The 17,770-nt window shown below is 48.3% G+C and carries 19 protein-coding genes; all 19 read left to right on the top strand.

What is annotated here, in order from left to right; translation table 11 throughout:
* Nucleotides 1-380 precede the first annotated feature (380 nt).
* The 19 genes from MKX74_RS18265 (at nucleotide 381) to glyS (ending at nucleotide 17,589) form a co-directional block, all read left to right on the top strand.
* Complete coding sequence (locus MKX74_RS18265) at nucleotides 381-785, top strand: hypothetical protein (RefSeq protein WP_081625317.1); 405 nt, start codon at nucleotides 381-383, stop codon at nucleotides 783-785.
* 148 nt (nucleotides 786-933) lie between these two features.
* On the top strand, nucleotides 934-1,293 hold the full coding sequence (locus MKX74_RS18260) for a histidine triad nucleotide-binding protein (protein ID WP_018886723.1): 360 nt from the start codon (nucleotides 934-936) through the stop codon (nucleotides 1,291-1,293).
* A 190-nt stretch (nucleotides 1,294-1,483) separates the two neighbouring features.
* The gene (gene rpsU, locus MKX74_RS18255) at nucleotides 1,484-1,657 is read left to right on the top strand and encodes a 30S ribosomal protein S21 (RefSeq protein WP_005547957.1); all 174 of its coding nucleotides are present in this window, start codon (nucleotides 1,484-1,486) and stop codon (nucleotides 1,655-1,657) included.
* Between the two features lie 15 nt (nucleotides 1,658-1,672).
* Nucleotides 1,673-2,116, top strand: a complete 444-nt coding sequence (locus MKX74_RS18250; RefSeq protein ID WP_018886724.1) for a GatB/YqeY domain-containing protein — start codon at nucleotides 1,673-1,675, stop codon at nucleotides 2,114-2,116.
* A gap of 342 nt (nucleotides 2,117-2,458) precedes the next feature.
* Complete coding sequence (locus tag MKX74_RS18245; RefSeq protein ID WP_341179349.1) at nucleotides 2,459-3,832, top strand: NfeD family protein; 1,374 nt, start codon at nucleotides 2,459-2,461, stop codon at nucleotides 3,830-3,832.
* A gap of 90 nt (nucleotides 3,833-3,922) precedes the next feature.
* Complete coding sequence (floA, locus tag MKX74_RS18240; RefSeq protein WP_445667283.1) at nucleotides 3,923-4,936, top strand: flotillin-like protein FloA; 1,014 nt, start codon at nucleotides 3,923-3,925, stop codon at nucleotides 4,934-4,936.
* Between the two features lie 72 nt (nucleotides 4,937-5,008).
* Nucleotides 5,009-5,578: a hypothetical protein gene (locus tag MKX74_RS18235; protein WP_341179348.1), complete on the top strand. Its 570-nt coding sequence runs from the start codon at nucleotides 5,009-5,011 to the stop codon at nucleotides 5,576-5,578.
* A gap of 364 nt (nucleotides 5,579-5,942) precedes the next feature.
* Nucleotides 5,943-6,236, top strand: a complete 294-nt coding sequence (yqfC, locus tag MKX74_RS18230; RefSeq protein WP_018886728.1) for a sporulation protein YqfC — start codon at nucleotides 5,943-5,945, stop codon at nucleotides 6,234-6,236.
* Nucleotides 6,233-7,426, top strand: a complete 1,194-nt coding sequence (gene yqfD, locus MKX74_RS18225) for a sporulation protein YqfD (RefSeq protein WP_341179347.1) — start codon at nucleotides 6,233-6,235, stop codon at nucleotides 7,424-7,426. The genes yqfC and yqfD overlap by 4 nt, the downstream gene beginning before the upstream one ends.
* A 6-nt stretch (nucleotides 7,427-7,432) precedes the next feature.
* The gene (locus MKX74_RS18220; protein WP_341179346.1) at nucleotides 7,433-8,404 is read left to right on the top strand and encodes a PhoH family protein; all 972 of its coding nucleotides are present in this window, start codon (nucleotides 7,433-7,435) and stop codon (nucleotides 8,402-8,404) included.
* Nucleotides 8,405-8,419: 15 nt separating this feature from the next.
* Nucleotides 8,420-10,666 carry an HD family phosphohydrolase gene (locus MKX74_RS18215; RefSeq protein WP_341179345.1) on the top strand — a complete coding sequence of 749 codons (2,247 nt, stop codon included), beginning with the start codon at nucleotides 8,420-8,422 and terminating at the stop codon, nucleotides 10,664-10,666.
* Between the two features lie 250 nt (nucleotides 10,667-10,916).
* Nucleotides 10,917-11,411: an rRNA maturation RNase YbeY gene (gene ybeY / locus MKX74_RS18210; RefSeq protein WP_341179344.1), complete on the top strand. Its 495-nt coding sequence runs from the start codon at nucleotides 10,917-10,919 to the stop codon at nucleotides 11,409-11,411.
* Nucleotides 11,411-11,794, top strand: a complete 384-nt coding sequence (locus MKX74_RS18205; protein WP_018886733.1) for a diacylglycerol kinase family protein — start codon at nucleotides 11,411-11,413, stop codon at nucleotides 11,792-11,794. The genes ybeY and MKX74_RS18205 overlap by 1 nt, the downstream gene beginning before the upstream one ends.
* A gap of 29 nt (nucleotides 11,795-11,823) precedes the next feature.
* Nucleotides 11,824-12,231: a cytidine deaminase gene (gene cdd, locus MKX74_RS18200; protein ID WP_341180606.1), complete on the top strand. Its 408-nt coding sequence runs from the start codon at nucleotides 11,824-11,826 to the stop codon at nucleotides 12,229-12,231.
* 88 nt (nucleotides 12,232-12,319) lie between these two features.
* On the top strand, nucleotides 12,320-13,222 hold the full coding sequence (era, locus tag MKX74_RS18195; RefSeq protein ID WP_025679304.1) for a GTPase Era: 903 nt from the start codon (nucleotides 12,320-12,322) through the stop codon (nucleotides 13,220-13,222).
* A 109-nt stretch (nucleotides 13,223-13,331) separates the two neighbouring features.
* Entirely contained in the window at nucleotides 13,332-13,466 is a 135-nt protein-coding gene (locus MKX74_RS18190; RefSeq protein WP_018886736.1) for a YqzL family protein, read from the top strand.
* 33 nt (nucleotides 13,467-13,499) lie between these two features.
* Entirely contained in the window at nucleotides 13,500-14,255 is a 756-nt protein-coding gene (gene recO, locus MKX74_RS18185; RefSeq protein WP_341179343.1) for a DNA repair protein RecO, read from the top strand.
* Nucleotides 14,256-14,633: 378 nt separating this feature from the next.
* The gene (gene glyQ, locus MKX74_RS18180; protein ID WP_018886739.1) at nucleotides 14,634-15,521 is read left to right on the top strand and encodes a glycine--tRNA ligase subunit alpha; all 888 of its coding nucleotides are present in this window, start codon (nucleotides 14,634-14,636) and stop codon (nucleotides 15,519-15,521) included.
* Nucleotides 15,514-17,589, top strand: a complete 2,076-nt coding sequence (gene glyS / locus MKX74_RS18175) for a glycine--tRNA ligase subunit beta (protein WP_341179342.1) — start codon at nucleotides 15,514-15,516, stop codon at nucleotides 17,587-17,589. The genes glyQ and glyS overlap by 8 nt, the downstream gene beginning before the upstream one ends.
* Nucleotides 17,590-17,770 lie beyond the last annotated feature (181 nt).

Here is a 17,770-nt window from a genome sequence, read left to right as displayed (position 1 = left end):
TAAGTATGTTCTTAGTAAGACTCAATTAAGCATTCAATAAGAATTCAATAAGAATTCAATAAGAATTCAATAAGAATTCAATAAGTAATTCAATAAGAATTCGACACGTTTAAGAACACTAATTACTACTCAGATAAGATCTCAGTTATTTTGACTCTCTATTTTTACTATTGCGTTTTATTTGTGATGTAACGTTTTCATCTCCTCGAAATAGCTAAGGAGTACAGCGCTGCGTATTAGCTTCCCTGTGTCTATAGGTCAATGCTGAATTTCAAGTAGCAAAGAGCCTATTTCTGAATACTATACAGCAGAAGCTATGAGGAGGAATGCAGGATATGGAAAATAACAATCCGGTTGTAGTGAGCCCTGCCCAAGGCTCCATGCCAACTAACATTAATGCCCCGATGCCGGGAATGACATCTCCAGCTGCGGCTGAGAAGGATGATGCCAAGGGGCTGTGCAAGAAGCACATGCATCGCTATGTATGCGTGTGGACGAGAGATGGCGGAATTCATGACGGTATTGTCGAGCATGTTGACGACGAGAATCTCTATCTAGCCGTGCCCGTAGGTGGCGAAAATGCAAATATGCCCTATGAATCAACAAACATGGCGCCAGGCATGCACGGTGGCTGTGGCTGTGGATGCGGCGGTGGCATGCGTGCCTTCGGTTACCCGGGCTTTGGCTTTGGTGGATATCCGTACGGATATGGCAGACGCCGCTTCCAACAGCTTGTGTTGCCACTGTATGTGCTGACTGCTATTAGTCTGTTGCCTTACTATTGATGCTGGTATTTTAAGCGCAGCGATATCGTGGAAGCGTGAGCCCGCTCTGTTTATACAGGCGGGTCCTTTACTTGGGTTTTATTGGACGGGCCTGCTCTATTTCCGGTATGATAGCTATAGAATGATTTTGATATTAGGAGGCAGACGGATGGATTGCTTGTTTTGTAAAATTGTTGAAGGTACAATTCCGAGCAAAAAAGTAATGGAGACAGACAATGTGGTTGTATTTCATGACATTCAGCCAGCAGCTCCAGTGCATGTGTTGATTATTCCGAAGAAGCATATTGCTTCTATGAACGAGGTAACAAATGAAGATCTGGCGCTGATTGGCGACATGCACAGCGTAGCACAGCAGGTAGCGCGTGAGCTTGGTGTGGAGCAATCAGGATACCGCTTGATTAATAACTGTGGTCCGGACAGCGGACAGGCAGTACACCATATTCACTACCATCTTCTGGGTGGGGCAAAGCTTGGTGCACTGACGGGAATCTCGGATTCACACGCTTAGTTACGCCCTCCAAACGCTTAATAATTTGGCTTCAAAAGAAGGGTATGAATGCGTTCCTGAATGTGTTCTGGGGTACATTCAAAATCTATTTACAGTTAAGGTTGACACAGGACAAAATTTTCACCTATAATGAGGTGTGATGAACCGTGTTATTGCTCTTGGACGGTCTGGTCGGAGGGAGGGAAAACTGGTGTCTGAAACTAAAGTTCGCAAAAACGAGACAATTGATGCTGCACTTCGTCGCTTTAAACGTTCCATCGCTAAAGATGGCGTATTGGCTGAGGTGAAGAAACGCAAGCATTATGAAAAGCCAAGCGTAAAGCGCAAGAAAAAGTCCGAGGCTGCTCGTAAGAGAAAGTTCTAGGAGGAGCTAAATACCATGCATTTGAGCGAACGATTGAACGAAGATATGAAGCAGGCGATGAAGAGTAAGGACAAGTTCAAACTCTCCACCATTCGAATGGTTCGTTCTACGATCAAAAATCTTGAAATAGATTTGAAACGTGATCTGGATGACAACGAAGTGCTTGATATTCTGAGTCGTGAGATCAAACAACGGAAAGATGCCCTCCAAGAATTTGAAAAAGCTAACCGTGACGAGCTTGCGGAAAGTACCAAAGCAGAAATCGAGATTCTTGTTCAATATCTCCCTACGCAGCTTACCGAAGAAGAAATTAAAGTTATTGTACAGCAGACCATCCAGGAAACCGGTGCTTCTTCGAAAGCCGATATGGGTAAATTAATGGCCGCCTTGATGCCTAAGGTAAAGGGGCGCGCGGACGGTAAACTCGTGAACCAATCGGTTCAACAATTTCTGCAATAATTTAAAGAAGCTAAACACTCCCTCGAACCTGAGGGGGTGTTTTTTCTATGCGCACATACATGTATAAAGAGGTGAAGTGCACTTTATGACACAGACGTAATGCTGTTGCACAACAAGTGGTAATCTGCCTGTTCAGACAAGGTGTGACATGAGCGGTAGGTGAAGTGTCAACTTTTTGAAACCTGAATACGTTTGCTGCGTAAAAATGTGCATGGCAGATCCCAAGAGTGTATGGTACTAGAGTGAAGTATTATTCAGGGAGATACATTTTGGGATTTGCGGAATGTTCAGGTGAAAAATCTGGTAAGCTGTATATACTAGGTGGGAAAGGAGGTAGAAAGAATGGCTAGGTTCAACCAACGGAAGCTATTCAGGCTGAGCTTGTCTTTTCTAACTTTAGGTATCCTGCTGATGTCCGCCTTCATGGTGCAGCCAGCGGCTGCTACGGAAGAACGCGCTGAGACGGGGGCAGTCTATGTACTCCCCGTAAAACAGACGATTGAGCAGGGGCTAGAGAACGTGTTGAAGCGTGGATTCAGTGAAGCTGTAGTATCCAAGGCTGGGTTGATTGTATTGGAGATAAATACGCCTGGCGGGCGGGTCGACACTGCGGAACGAATTAGTGAGCTGATTCAGGGCAGCGAGATTCCCGTGGTAGCCTATATACAGGGTAATGCCGCATCGGCAGGCAGTTACATAGCCCTTAGCGCAGACAAGATTGTCATGAAGCCGGGCAGTATGATTGGAGCGGCAGCGCTGGTCGATGGGCTGGGAAATCATATTGATGACCCTAAGCTGATTGCAGCGTGGAAGAGTGATATGGCCTCTGTAGCTGAAGCGAATGGACGCAACCCGCAGATAGCTGAGGGCATGGTCGATACCAAGATCGAAGTTCGTATGGATGAGATCGGCAAGGTCAAGCAACAAGGCGAGATTATTGCCTTGACCAGTGAAGAGGCCTTGAAGACTGGTTACGCGGATCACATTGCCTCGTCAAGACAGGAAGTTATTGAGTGGATGGGATACGGAACCGACGATGTCTTCGAGGTAAACAAGACTTCCTTGGAGCGGTTCGCAGAATTTTTGACCAATCCATGGGTACAAGTGCTGCTGTTGTTCCTTGGTATTGCTGGTGTGGTGATTGAACTGCTGGTACCAGGCTTTGGTGTGCCAGGAATTGTGGGCATCGTCGCCTTTGGCTTGTACTTCTTCGGTAATTACGCGGCTGGCTTTGCGGGCTACGAGACATGGCTGTTGTTCATCATTGGTCTGGTGCTGTTGATGATTGAGATATTCGTGCCAAGCTACGGGATTCTCGGGTTGCTGGGCTCCATCAGCTTGATTACAGGAGTGGTACGCGCTGCCTATGATACATCGCATGCACTCTTATCATTAGGTATTGCAACAGCTGCTGCGTCGGTAATCATTGTGATCGTGGCGATTGCCTTTAAGGACCGCGGGGTATGGAATAAATTTATACTTAGTGAGAACCTGACAGCCGATCGTGGTTATTCATCGGTCACGAATCGTGACGCGCTTACGGGCAAGACAGGTAGCAGTCTTACTCCCCTGCGTCCATCAGGTACAGTGAGTATTGATGGTGAGCGTATTGATGTGGTGACTGAAGGTGGCTTTATTGAAGCGAACAAACCGATCGTCGTCATTAAAGTGGAGGGAGGCCGAGTTGTCGTTGCTGAGGTGACAGATTCGGTCTAGTCTAAGCAGGGCGGATGCTGGATGATTGTATAGACTCTGGCTGAATTCCAAGCGGTGAGGCTTCAAAAAATATGTATTTATACTTGGAGGATGATCGAATTGTTCGAAGGTGGATTCATCGGAATATTGCTGATTGCTGTGCTGGTGATTATTGTCCTTAGTGTCTTCTTTAGCTTTTTTCCGGTTATGCTGTGGATTTCCGCATTGGCTTCGGGTGTAAAGATCGGAATCATTACGCTGGTTGCGATGCGGCTGCGTCGGGTTACGCCGAGCCGGATTGTTAATCCTTTGATCAAGGCAACTAAAGCAGGTCTTGGTCTCAATATTAATCAACTGGAGAGTCACTTTTTGGCGGGTGGTAATGTAGACCGTGTCGTAAATGCTCTAATTGCTGCACAGCGTGCTAACATTCCATTGGAATTTGAACGCGCAGCAGCTATCGATCTGGCTGGTCGTGACGTACTACAAGCTGTACAGATGAGTGTTAACCCACGTGTTATCGAGACTCCAGTCGTTGCGGCTGTAGCTAAGGATGGAATTGAAGTCAAGGTTAAAGCTCGCGTTACCGTTCGCGCTAACATTGACCGATTAGTTGGTGGTGCGGGCGAAGAAACTATCATTGCCCGGGTCGGAGAAGGAATCGTGACTACTGTAGGTTCCTCTAACTCTCACAAGGACGTACTGGAGAATCCAGATCTGATTTCGCGGACGGTTCTCTCTAAAGGGCTTGATGCAGGTACAGCGTTCGAGATTCTGTCTATCGATATCGCGGATGTGGATGTAGGTAAAAACATTGGCGCCTTCCTGCAGACAGAGCAGGCAGAAGCCGACAAGCGAATTGCGCAAGCGAAGGCGGAAGAGCGCCGTGCGATGGCCGTAGCACAAGAGCAGGAAATGAAGGCTCGCGTCGTTGAGATGCGTGCGCGTGTCGTAGAATCCGAGTCCGAGGTGCCCCTTGCTATGGCTGAAGCACTACGTAGTGGAAATATCGGTGTTATGGATTATATCAATATGCAAAATCTTGAGGCAGATACGCAAATGCGTGAAGCCCTTGGTAAGCCTAATGAAGACTCCGACAGGGATTCCACGAACAATAACAGATAATTGAAGCGGATACCGTAAGTGAGGCGGTGAATCATGAACCTGATAGGCTGGATATTTGATAATTTTTATATTGTGGCAGCGATTCTTTTCGGATTGTTCTCGCTTCTTGGTCGAGCGACCAAATCTACACAGCAGCCAACTAGACCAACTCAGCCATCGCCTTCTCACGCCGATCCCAATGGGCCGCAGACAGGTCGAGGGTACGGGGAGGATCGCAAGTATGACCCGGATGAAGATGACGGGTATGATTCTTCCTGGGACGATGATGATGAAGACTATGATGACTATGACTATGAGCGTGAGCATGATCAAAGGCGTAGAGACGTGAATGAACGTACGGACACGGGTTCTACTCAACGGGATACTTTATCCATGGGCCATCATAATGGCGAGGTTGACACTCTGGATGACCGTTTGCGCAAAATGGAAGAAGAGCGAGCACGTTTGAATGAGCGATTGAATCGGATTTCAAGCACCAATCTTTTTGAACCGGCAGAGGAACTATCGGAGTCTGCAAGCAGTGGCAGCACATTTCGTCGAATGTCTGCAGATGATGTCAGACAAGGAATCATTTGGTCCGAAATATTGTCACCTCCGAAGTCGAAGCGCAGATCCACGCGTTATCGTCGCAACATGCTCTAGATTAATCCTGTACTAAAGCTGCAATTCCCCACAAAATTGCGATCTGATGACGGTTACCGCTCATAAGATAGTGCTTAAGCATGCTCTATTATGCACGAGTGAAGCCGTTGGAGCTTATGGGCGTTAAGCAGTGCATGGAATCGAGCTCATTGAACTGCATTGAACTGCATACAATCGCATTGTATCAGTACCTGAAAAGCTGTATGTCTCTCGAAGACATACAGCTTTTTTGCGTACACCTTACATAAAAAATACCGTCTGTGAATAGGGTGTATGGAAGGGGACTATATGTCTGAGTTCCCTTCATAGCGCGATCAAGCAACTACAGCATCGTGCGGCAGTACAGGAAGGGGGAGGCTGCTTAATGGCCCGATTCAGCCGCAGGCTGCGGAAATGGACCAGTGAGGCTCTGGATTTGCCTCAGGACATTCTTTTGGATATGCCCCGCGTCATCTTAATTGGCAGCAGACAGCTGTATATCGAGAATCACAAGGGCCTGATGGATTTCACATCTGAGCACCTTCTGCTGGCACATGCTTACGGGAAGCTGAGAATCGAGGGCAGGGAGCTTGTGATCACCTCTATTTTGCCAGAAGAGATAAGTATAGAGGGTGAGATTATCCATATACGCATGGAGAGAACGGGGGATGAACCTTGAAGAATTCAACCTTAACCTGGATTCAAGGCCATGTTCGACTTGTAGTCAAGGGAGAACGAATTGCTGAATTGGTGAATCTGCTGACCGTGCAGGGCATACATGTGTGGGATGTAGTTTCCTTAGGTGAGCAAATGAGCAGCATGAGGGTACTTCTGCCGGATTTCTTTCGGCTTCGTCCCCTTTTGAAGCGGACAGGCTCCCGTATGCATGTGTATGAACGCAGGGGGCTTCCGTTTCAACTGTCACGCCTGGGTAGGAGGGCTTTTTTTGCAGCCGGTGTGGGTATATTTGTTCTGGTGCTGGTATTGATGAGCTCGTTAGTGTGGAATGTGGAGGTAAGGGGCAATGATCGGCTTACAGCGGACCGGGTGCTGCAGGCTGCCAAAAGCGAAGGTCTGTACCCTTATCAATGGAAATTCCGGCTCATGAGCCAGGACAAGCTGTCTCAGGCCCTCATGCGCAGACTTCCGGACACCTCGTGGGTGGGTGTGGAAATTCGCGGTACGGAGGTCATTATTCAGATTGTGGAAGCCGAGAAGCCTGAACCGACGAAGCTTCTTAGTCCACGTCATTTAATTAGCAAGGCAGATGCAGTAATTACCGAGATCTATGCAGAGCAGGGCAGACCTGTGGTTAGTCGGAACACCCGTGTCAAGAAGGGCGACATTCTGATTTCGGGCATGATCGGAGACGAGCAACACGCCCAGATGGTGGTAGCCAAGGGTGAGGTCAAGGGCATGGTATGGCATGAATATGAGATCGAGATTCCTCTGGAGCAGCATAGAAAGAGCTATACAGGGAACAGTTATGATAAACTGTATCTGGTGCTCGGGAATCGTGCCATCCAGATGTGGGGTTATGGCCAGAAGCCATATGCTGCTTATGAGACCGTAACGGAGCATAATCCGCTTACATGGAGAGATCTTCGCTTGCCCGTTGGATGGATGACTGAACGCGTTATGGAGTCGCAGAAGGCCACTCATGTAGTGAGTGAGGCAGAGGCTAAGATTAGCGGTATAGAGCATGCCAAAAAGCAGATTATAGCCAAATATGGCAAAGGAACTGAAATTTTAGGACAAAAAATTTTGCATGAGAAGAGAGAGAATGGTAAAGTTTATATGAAAGTATTATTTGAAGTTGAGCAGTATATCACGGAAGAACTTCCGATAGTTTATAACCAAGGAGATTGAGGATATTTGGCTGAACAACAAGGCAGCATACGCATTGCACTTCACAATGCGGGGGAGGGGCAGTCGCTCTTCGGACCGCAGGATTCGTTTCTGAAGATAATTGAAGGCGTTACGACAGCCAAGATTGATTCGCGCGAGCAGGAGATTGCGATTTATGGCGGTGTGCGTGAGGTTGAGATGCTGGGGCAGCTCTTTGATGTGCTGTTGCAGCTGATTCGTAACGGCTATGTACTGACTGAGCGTGACATGTTGTATGCAGTTGAACTGGCAAAGGATCATCGTGTCGATCAGCTGTTGGATTTGTTCAAGGGTGAGATTACGAGCACATTCCGTGGCAAGCCCATCCGCGTCAAGACCATCGGACAGAAGCATTATGTCACGACGATCAAGAAGCGTGATGTAGTATTTGGGATCGGCCCTGCTGGTACGGGCAAGACGTATCTGGCTGTAGTGCTCGCTGTGGCTGCCCTGAAGGAAGGCTCCGTCAAGAGAATCGTGCTTACACGGCCCGCTGTCGAGGCGGGAGAAAACCTAGGCTTCCTGCCAGGTGATCTGCAGGAGAAGGTCGATCCGTATCTGAGACCGCTGTATGATGCACTATACGATGTGATGGGTCCTGATCAGACGGCTAAGGCACTGGAACGCGGCCTGATCGAGATTGCACCACTCGCCTATATGCGTGGTCGTACGCTGGATGATTCCTTTATCATTTTGGATGAAGCCCAGAATACAACTCCGGAGCAAATGAAGATGTTCCTGACCCGTCTAGGTTTCGGGTCCAAAATGGTCATAACCGGGGATGTAACGCAGATTGATTTGCCTCGGGGCAAAAAGTCAGGTCTGGTCGAGGCGAAGTCCATTCTTAGTGGAATCGAAGAGATTGGCTTCGTACAATTCGCCGAAGAAGATGTGGTCCGGCATTCTCTCGTGCAGAAAATCATCGTGGCCTATGACCGTGCTGTTGAAAATCAAGTATAGAGAGGGATTGTTTTAATGACCTCGAAAGAACCATTGAAGGACAGAGCGCTCCAGTATAGAACAAGCGGATGGAAGTATAGCGTGGCAACACGCTATCTTCTGTTTTTATTTTTGATGCTTCTTTTCTTCGTAAGCCTGTCTCCACGACTGTTACCGGAGCGTTACGATATTCAGGTGAACATGCCAAGCGAGAAAGAAATCGTAGCTCCGATGCAGCTGCCGAACAACAAGGCTACCCTGAAGGCGCAAGAAGAGGCTGCCGAACGTGTGCAGTCGATCTATACGATTGTTCCGATGCGCAATGAGAATTTCGTGGTATCCATCCTGGATCGGATTGAACGGCTCAATCAGGACGACCAGGTATCACGTGAGGATAAAATCGGGATCTATAAGCAGGAGATTCCGCAGCGTGCCAGCGATTTTGTACAGAATTTTGTGAATAATAGCGCCAAATCAGATACCTATCCGCAAAAGCTACTGGACGAGGTATTGCAGCGGACGAAGGAGCAGACTTATCGCATCAGTGAGGAGACATTCATCAAGATTCCAAGGCTGACTTCCGAGCAAATTACTGCCATGAAGCCAGTTACCCGTGAGATTGTGATTCGGCTCATGAATGATCAGATTACCGATGCGCAAAGTGCGAGGGCGAAGGTAGCCGAGCTGGTAAGCACCAGTACGCTCAGCGACAGGACTTCGCGTGAGGTCGTGCAGGAGCTTGCCCGACTCGCCATCACAGCTAATAAGTTCTATGATGATGAAGCAACGAAGGAAGCCAAGGTGCAGGCCAGAGAGAATACACCTACGGTATTCATTAAACAAGGTGAGGTGCTTGTCCAAAAAGGAGAGCGAATTACGCCTGAGACCTATGCATTGCTAGATGAGAACAACCTGCTTAAGGACGAGATCAATTATTGGCCGCAGTTGGGACTTTTGTTGCTGTCGAGCCTGCTGGCAGGCGGTCTGGTCATGTATATACGCCAGTCAGACTCTCCCAAATTCAAGTATAATAACGCTCAACTTCTCATGCTGGTAATCATTTTCCTTATTACGATCGGCTCACTCTACCTAGTTAGCATTGTACAGAACAATGACCGGTCCTATTTGGGCTATTTTGCTCCTGTCGCTATTGGTGCCATGTTGATTACACTGCTGTTGGACCGTTCACTTGCCTTTGTGAGTGCTCTCATCTTCAGTGTATTATCCAGCATTATTCTCAATGTCCATCAAAATCAAATTTTCGATTATAACTTCGGCTTTTTTGCCATTGTTGTCTCCTTGACGGCCATCTTCACGATCCACCGGGTTAGTCAGCGATCAGCACTCTTCAAGGGAGCCATTATGTGCTGTATTTTCGGCAGTCTGACCGTGTTCGCTCTTGCATGGATTGATGAGGGAGGCTGGTCACAGACCACAACATTATACGCCGCAGCAGGCGCCTTCGCTGGTGGATTGGTTACAGCGGTGTTGGTCATTGGGCTGATGCCATTCTTCGAATCAACATTCGGCATTCTATCTGCGCTTAAGCTGGTAGAGCTGTCGAATCCGAACCATCCGCTACTGCGCAAGCTGCTTACAGAGACACCAGGTACGTACCATCATAGCGTTATGGTTGGTAATCTGTCGGAGGCGGCAGCCGAAGCGATTGGGGCGAATGGCCTGCTGTGCCGTGTTGGCTCGTACTATCATGATATAGGAAAAACGAAGCGTCCTTCTTATTTCATAGAGAATCAGAATGGAATGGAGAATCCTCACGATTCCATGGACCCGAAGCTGAGCAAATCCATCATTATTGCTCATGCACGAGACGGTGTGGAGATGCAGAAGGATTACAAGCTTCCTAAGCCGATTCGTGACATTGCCGAGCAGCATCACGGGACCAGCTTCCTCCATTATTTCTATCACAAGGCGTTACGACAAGCTGAGGAGCAGGGCATTCAGCCTGATTTCACTGAGGACGATTTCCGCTATCCGGGGCCGAAGGCACAATCCAAGGAAGCGGCGGTCGTTGGCATTTCTGATAGTGTAGAAGCGGCGGTTCGTTCCTTGCGCAAGCCGACAGTGGAGCAAGTGGAGTCGATGATTGAGAAGATTATCAAGAGTAAGCTGGATGACCATCAATTCAATGACTGTGATCTGACGATGCGAGAGTTAGATATCATAGCTCAGACACTGAAGGAGACGGTCATGGGAATATTTCATTCCAGAATCGAGTATCCGGAAGGTAAGCCGGGCCAGGCTAATGAGACCAAGCAGAGCTAGAAAGCGAGCAGCGAATAGAGTGTCCATGTAAATGTAGCAGTAGCTAGCTATAAAGGTCTCGCGGATCTTACAAATCGTGTAAACCGTGCAAACCGGCAGTCATAGAGAATTATTCCTAGAAGCTGGATGGAAAGGGATGTGTACTCATTGACATGCTGGTGTCTGGATAGGATGATAGATACACCACAGCGGCTTAGCCCGCTATGGTGGAATGATTGGCTTCAAATGAACGATAAAAGGAGCGTTATGTATGGGCCTGCAATTGGTATGGAATAGCGAACAGGATGATCTGGAAATAACAGATGTCCTGATCTCCACGCTGGAGACCCTCCTGGAGCGTGCTGGAGAGGCTGAAGGTGTAGCAGAAGGGGAAGTGGCCCTTACTTTTGTGACTGACGAACAAATTCACGAGCTGAACCGGCAATATCGGGGCATTGACCGGCCCACAGACGTGCTGTCCTTTGCCATGAATGAGGAGCTGGAAGAGGAGCCTGATATTATCTACAGCTTGGAACCTGAAGCAGAGCTGGAGTTGCCCGATATGCTGGGTGATATTATCATTTCGGTGCAGACGGCCAAGCGTCAAAGTGAAGAGTACGGTCATTCATTGGATCGAGAGCTTGGATTCTTATTCGTGCACGGGTTTCTCCATCTGCTCGGCTACGACCATCAGGATGAAGCGAGCGAAGCGGAGATGATGGGCAAGCAAGAGGCTGTGCTGGCTCAGGTGGGGCTGTTGAGATAATGAGAGAACGATCATGGAGGCTTACGTTTCGCCATGCCTGGGAAGGTATTGTGTACGCATTTCGCACCCAGATCAATATGAGAGTCCATGTGGCGGCTACGTTGCTGGTCGGCGTCATGGGCTACATCCTACATATTTCTGTAATAGATTGGCTCTTTGTCATCACGGCCATGGCGTTGGTACTGGTGGCGGAAATGATCAACACGGCCATTGAGACCACGGTGGATCTGATCAGCCCGGAGTTTCACCCTTTGGCCAAAATCGCCAAGGATACCGCTGCCGGGGCTGTGCTCATGGCTGCGGTATTTGCCGTTATTGTCGGCTGTATCGTGTTTTTTGAACCTGTAATGCACATTGCAGGTCAACTTGTATCTTTACGTTAATTTTTTTATAGTTGGAGGTTAGAATAATGATGGATTGGTCAGGGTTAATGCAAGAAGCGAGGGCTGCCCGTGAGAAGGCCTATGTGCCTTACTCCTCCTTCAAAGTAGGGGCTGCACTGCTGGATGCGGACGGAAATACTCATCATGGCTGCAACATTGAGAATGCTGCATATACGCCGAGCAACTGTGCCGAACGTACAGCCATGTTCAGCGCGATGGCTCAAGGGAAAAAGGCACGTAGCTTCAAGGCGATGGCTATAATTGGAGATACGGAGCAGCCTATTGCTCCATGTGGTGTATGCCGTCAGGTCATGGCAGAGCTATGTGCGCCGGATATGCCTGTTATTCTGGGTAATTTGAAGGGCGAGATGCGTGAGACCACGATGCAGGAGCTGCTTCCTTATGCATTCGGACCTTCTGATCTAGGCAAAGAGTAGACGAAGAGTTCAACGATTGAGTCTTTTGCCTGGAGCCAGTTTGCTTACAGGTATTAATTTAGAGCATGATCTTTCAGGAGGAAAATAAATGTCCAAGAAGCAATTCAAATCTGGATTCGTTGCCATTGTTGGTAGACCAAATGTGGGTAAATCAACGCTGATGAATCACGTCATTGGCCAAAAAATAGCGATCATGTCCGACAAGCCACAGACGACACGTAATAAAATTCATGGGGTATACACGACAGAGAATAGTCAGGTCGTTTTTTTGGATACGCCAGGTATTCACAAGAGACAGTCCAAGCTTGGTGACTATATGAATCAGACAGCCTTTAATACACTAGGCGAGGTGGAAGCTGTCTTGTTCCTGGTCGATGCTGCGGAAGGCATGGGCGGAGGAGACCGCTTTATTGCAGAGCAGCTTAAGAAGGTGAACACACCTGTAATATTGGTACTCAACAAGATTGACCGGATTGAGCCGGAAGCTCTCTTGCCACTAATCGAAGAATATCGCAAGCTGTATGATTTTTCCGAGATTGTACCTGTATCTGCCAAGCTGGGAAATAACGTGGATCGTCTACTGGAGCAAATTGCGAGATATCTCCCGGAAGGACCGCAATATTATCCTGATGATCAGGTGACTGACCATCCCGAGCAATTCGTAATTGCGGAGCTGGTTCGTGAGAAGATTCTGCATATGACCCGTGAGGAAATTCCTCATTCCATCGCTGTTATTATTGAGGATATGCGTAAGCAGGACAACGGGATCGTGCAAATCTCGGCCGTCATTTACGTGGAGCGGGATTCACAAAAAGGTATCATCATTGGCAAGCAGGGAGCCATGTTGAAGGAAGTGGGCAAGCAAGCGCGCAAGGATATCGAGAACTTGCTCGGGTCCAAGATCTTCCTGGAGCTGTGGGTTAAGGTGAAGAAAGACTGGCGCAATCAGGAGCGTGTGCTGCGTGATCTTGGTTTTCACCGTGATGCCTAAGCTCATCCAATAATTGCAACACATACAACGACTGTCAGCGAACATCCTATTTCGTAAATGCCATTCCGTTAATTCGGGCGCCATTTCCGAAAAGAGAGGATGAATACGAATGCGAGATTTTTCGTGGCAGTATTTTACGATGACTGGAGATGTCGATGCGTATTTATTGTACAAGCACGCTCAAGCAATTGAGCAGGGTGCCGTGGATGCAGAGTTGGACGAAGAGGACGAAGTCAATGAATGATTGGCTTGTTAGGCAATGGTTGGGGGAACAGTTATGCTCTACAGGTTGGAAGGAATCGTCATCCGTAGCATGGACTACGGTGAGGGAAATAAAATTATTACGCTTTGCACCGAGAACGGAGCCAAAGTTGGGGTACTCGTCCGTGGGGCCAAGAAGCCCAAAAGCCGCCATGGAGCGTTAACACAGCCCTTTACGTATGCCTCATATGTATTCTTCCGTAATACAGGACTGGGTACGCTGAATTCGGGAGAGATTCTGGAGTCCCATCATGAGCTTCGTGAGGACATTGTCAAGGCGGCTTATGCATCTTATGTATGTGAGTTGCTGGATCGTGTACTGCAGGAAGAAGAGACAGGCGCCTTCTGGTTCAGGCAGCTTAAGGCTTGTCTTTCAGCCATGTCTGAAGGAAAAGACCCGTTAACCGTGACGAATATGTACGAAATGAAAATCCTCCAGGCTGCCGGCTACGGTCCTCAATTGGATGCGTGTATCTCTTGCGGAAGAGCACTGGAGGAGGTACCCATCTTCATTAGCCCCCGTCTTGGAGGTGTGCTCTGTCGGTCCTGTCGTCATTTTGATCCGGCTTCACTAGAGCTGTCACCCAAAGCGCTTAAGCTACTGCGGTTGTATGCGCAGTTGGATCTAACGAGATTGGGCAATGTAAATATCAGTGATTCCACCAAGCAAGAGATCAAACAGGTCATGAGACAATTTATGGATATGCAGCTAGGCTTGCAGCTCAAAACTAGAAATTTTTTGGATCAGCTTGATAAATACGATATTCAGTAGTAATATGTTTCTATCTGGGTATCGTGCAATGTGATATTGTATGGTGCTGTATAGGAAACTCATTTCACTTTGAGTGAAATGGCTATGCTATGATCGAGAGGGTAGCAGACTGTGGCTTCTTATTAGCGAGCTGGGGATGGTGAAAGCCCGGTAGGAGCAAGCTGTGATGGCACTCGGGAGCGTGGATTTAACAATAACACTGAAAAGCGGATTGTCAGTCAAGTGGACTGATAATCAAGTAGGGTGGAACCGCGGGAGCAATGCTCTCGTCCCTACGTCTGTGCAGACGTAGAGGGGCGGGGGCTTTTTCATGTCCGGCTTGCCATAGATGTCGTCTGTACATAAGGAAATACAATATACAGAAGAGAGGCGTGTACTATGAATTTTCAGCAGATGATCTTGACGCTCCAGGATTTCTGGGCAGCTGAGAACTGCATTATCGTTCAACCCTATGATACCGAGAAGGGTGCAGGCACGATGAATCCAATGACATTCCTTCGTTCGTTGGGACCGGAGCCATGGAAGGTGGCCTATGTGGAGCCTTCACGTCGCCCGTCAGACGGTCGTTATGGCGAGAATCCGAACCGCTTGTACCAGCATCATCAATTCCAGGTCATTATCAAGCCTTCACCGGATAACATTCAGGAGATGTATCTGGAGAGTCTGAAGCGCCTTGGAATAGATCCGCTGAAGCACGATATTCGATTTGTTGAGGACAACTGGGAGAATCCGTCGCTGGGCTGTGCTGGTCTTGGCTGGGAAGTATGGCTCGATGGGATGGAGATTACGCAGTTCACGTATTTCCAGCAGGTAGGGGGTATTGAGACAAGCCCAGTATCTGTAGAGATTACGTACGGTATGGAGCGTCTGGCTTCTTATATTCAAGAAAAAGAGAATGTATTCGAGCTAGAGTGGGTGGAAGGCGTAACTTATGGTGATGTATTCCATCAGCCTGAGTATGAGCATTCCAAATATACGTTCGAAGTATCTGATGTGAAGATGCTATTCACCCTGTTCAATATGTATGAGGAAGAAGCAAACAAGGCTATGGCACAGCATCTGGTGTTCCCGGCTTATGATTACGTACTGAAGTGCTCACATACCTTCAATCTGCTGGATGCCCGCGGAGCAATCAGCGTTACAGAGCGTACGGGCTACATTACACGTGTCCGTAATCTGGCACGGCAAATTGCCGCTACCTACATGGAGGAACGCGAGAAGCTGGGATTCCCGTTGTTGAAGAAAGGGGATGTAGAGCATGTCTAAGGATATTCTGTTTGAAATTGGTCTGGAGGAAGTACCTGCCCGCTTCCTGCCTGCAGCAACAGAGCAGCTGAAGGATCGCATGCTGCAATGGCTACAGGAATCTCGTCTGGAGCATGGTACCCTAGAGACATACGCTACTCCGCGCCGTCTGGCTGTGCTGGTGCATGATGTTGCCGAGAAGCAAGAAGACATTGAAGAAGAAGTAAAAGGACCTTCCAGAAAGATTGCGCTGGATGATCAGGGCAACTGGAGTAAAGCGGCGCTCGGGTTTGCCCGCAGTCAGGGAGTAGACCCGGAGCAGTTCACCTTTAAAGAATTGAGCGGCGTAGAGTATATCTATGCGACCAAGAGCAGCAAGGGTGTTCACACTACCGAAATTCTTGCAGATGGACTGCGTCATATTGTGCAATCCATGACTTTCCCAAAATTCATGCGCTGGGCCAACTACGACTTCAAGTTCGTACGACCGATCCGCTGGATGGTGGCATTGTTCGGAGAGCAGGTGGTTCCTTTTGAGATTGCAGGTGTAATGGCTGGGAATGTAACGCGCGGACATCGTTTTCTGGGCACGGAAGTAACACTATCTGAGCCATCCGCTTATACAAAGGCGCTGAGTGCGCAGCATGTTGTAGCTGACGTTGATGTGCGCAAGAAGATGATCGTGGACCAGATCGAGGCGCTGGCCAAAGAGAAATCCTGGAATATCTCCATCAAAGAGGACCTGCTAGAGGAAGTGCTGTACCTGGTTGAGACACCGACCGTGCTATTTGGCACATTCGATCCGGCTTTCCTCAACATCCCGCGTGAGGTACTGATTACTTCCATGCGTGAACATCAGCGTTATTTCCCGGTATTTGATCAGCAGGGTGAGTTGCTTCCTTATTTTGTTACGGTACGTAATGGTGGAAACGAGTCACTTGATGTCATCGCTAAAGGGAATGAGAAAGTGCTTCGTGCCCGTCTCTCCGATGCCAAATTCTTCTATGAAGAAGATCAGAAGCTAGCTATCAAGGATGCGCTGTCCAAGCTTGAGAGCATTGTATTCCACGAGGAGCTTGGTACGGTCGGAGATAAAGTGCGCCGCGTTCGCAAGATTGCAGATACGTTGGCACAGAGTTTGAATGTGTCCTCCAATGACGCGGAATCCGTAAGCCGTACAGCTGATATTTGCAAATTCGACCTGGTCACTCAAATGGTCTATGAATTTCCTGAGCTGCAAGGCGTTATGGGACAGGATTATGCACTTAAGGCTGGCGAGAAGGCGGATGTTGCAAAAGGCATTTTCGAGCATTACCAGCCAAGATTTGCTGGAGATGCGGTTCCAACAACAATGGCTGGCGCAATCGTCAGCATTGCAGACAAGATCGATACGATCACAGGTTGCTTCTCGCTCGGGATCATTCCTACAGGCTCACAGGACCCGTATGCATTGCGTCGTCAGGCTGCCGGGATTGTTCAGATTATTCTGAACTGTGAACTGGCTCTGAAGCTGAGCGATCTGTTCGAGGTAGCGTTGAACGTACATGTGGATTTCGGGCATATGAAACGCAGTAGCGATGAAATTCGTAAAGATCTCATGGATTTCTTTGGTATGCGTGTGAAAAAGCTGCTCTCCGAGACACTGCGTTACGACGTCGTGGATGCTGTGATCGCGGCTGGCTTCGACCAGATCGCGTCGGTCGTTGCTCGTGGACAAGCGCTGATGTCTGCAGTTCAAGAGCAGGAGGACTTCAAGATTACTGTTGAGTCCTTCAATCGCTTGGCCAATCTTGCTGCCAAAGCATCACGCACGACGATCCAGCCTGAGCTGCTGACAGAGCAACAAGAGAAGGATCTATATGAAGTATGGGGCAAGCTGCATGTTCCTTATACGGCTGCGCTGGTAGTGCATGATGCAAGCAAGGCAATCTCGCTCGCAGCTGAGCTTACTCCAGCCGTTACTTCCTTCTTCGATGCTGTTATGGTCATGGCAGAGGATCAGGATATACGCGAGAATCGACTTGCACTACTGGCATCCATTCATGGAGATCTCAAGCAATTTGCAGATTTCTCCAAGTTAGTGTGGTAAGCCGTGTGTAATTGAAGAATTACTGGGTATAGATATAAGATACGGAACGATTGCGCATCATATAATGCAGCCGTTCCGTATTTTAAGATGATAGAATGTATAAGTTGTCAATGTAGCTGAACCATTCGATCATCGCTAGACCACTTCAACTAGATGCGGTAGGTCTTCTGTGAAAGCATGT

It is taken from the genome of Paenibacillus sp. FSL K6-1230 (assembly GCF_038002385.1).
GTDB classification, from domain to species: Bacteria; Bacillota; Bacilli; order Paenibacillales; family Paenibacillaceae; genus Paenibacillus; species Paenibacillus massiliensis.
Note: the sequence above shows the minus strand (reverse complement) of the source record. Positions and strands in the feature narration are given on the sequence as shown.

Coding starts and splice junctions, on each gene's coding strand:
- era (WP_025679304.1), top strand. CDS start 12,320: ATGTCCAAGAAGCAATTCAAATCTGGATTCGTTGCCATTGTTGGTAGA.
- glyQ (WP_018886739.1), top strand. CDS start 14,634: ATGAATTTTCAGCAGATGATCTTGACGCTCCAGGATTTCTGGGCAGCT.
- floA (WP_445667283.1), top strand. CDS start 3,923: ATGATCGAATTGTTCGAAGGTGGATTCATCGGAATATTGCTGATTGCT.
- MKX74_RS18215 (WP_341179345.1), top strand. CDS start 8,420: ATGACCTCGAAAGAACCATTGAAGGACAGAGCGCTCCAGTATAGAACA.
- cdd (WP_341180606.1), top strand. CDS start 11,824: ATGGATTGGTCAGGGTTAATGCAAGAAGCGAGGGCTGCCCGTGAGAAG.
- recO (WP_341179343.1), top strand. CDS start 13,500: ATGCTCTACAGGTTGGAAGGAATCGTCATCCGTAGCATGGACTACGGT.
- MKX74_RS18190 (WP_018886736.1), top strand. CDS start 13,332: ATGCGAGATTTTTCGTGGCAGTATTTTACGATGACTGGAGATGTCGAT.
- MKX74_RS18265 (WP_081625317.1), top strand. CDS start 381: ATGCCAACTAACATTAATGCCCCGATGCCGGGAATGACATCTCCAGCT.
- MKX74_RS18205 (WP_018886733.1), top strand. CDS start 11,411: ATGAGAGAACGATCATGGAGGCTTACGTTTCGCCATGCCTGGGAAGGT.
- MKX74_RS18245 (WP_341179349.1), top strand. CDS start 2,459: ATGGCTAGGTTCAACCAACGGAAGCTATTCAGGCTGAGCTTGTCTTTT.
- yqfC (WP_018886728.1), top strand. CDS start 5,943: ATGGCCCGATTCAGCCGCAGGCTGCGGAAATGGACCAGTGAGGCTCTG.
- MKX74_RS18260 (WP_018886723.1), top strand. CDS start 934: ATGGATTGCTTGTTTTGTAAAATTGTTGAAGGTACAATTCCGAGCAAA.
- glyS (WP_341179342.1), top strand. CDS start 15,514: ATGTCTAAGGATATTCTGTTTGAAATTGGTCTGGAGGAAGTACCTGCC.
- ybeY (WP_341179344.1), top strand. CDS start 10,917: ATGGGCCTGCAATTGGTATGGAATAGCGAACAGGATGATCTGGAAATA.
- MKX74_RS18250 (WP_018886724.1), top strand. CDS start 1,673: ATGCATTTGAGCGAACGATTGAACGAAGATATGAAGCAGGCGATGAAG.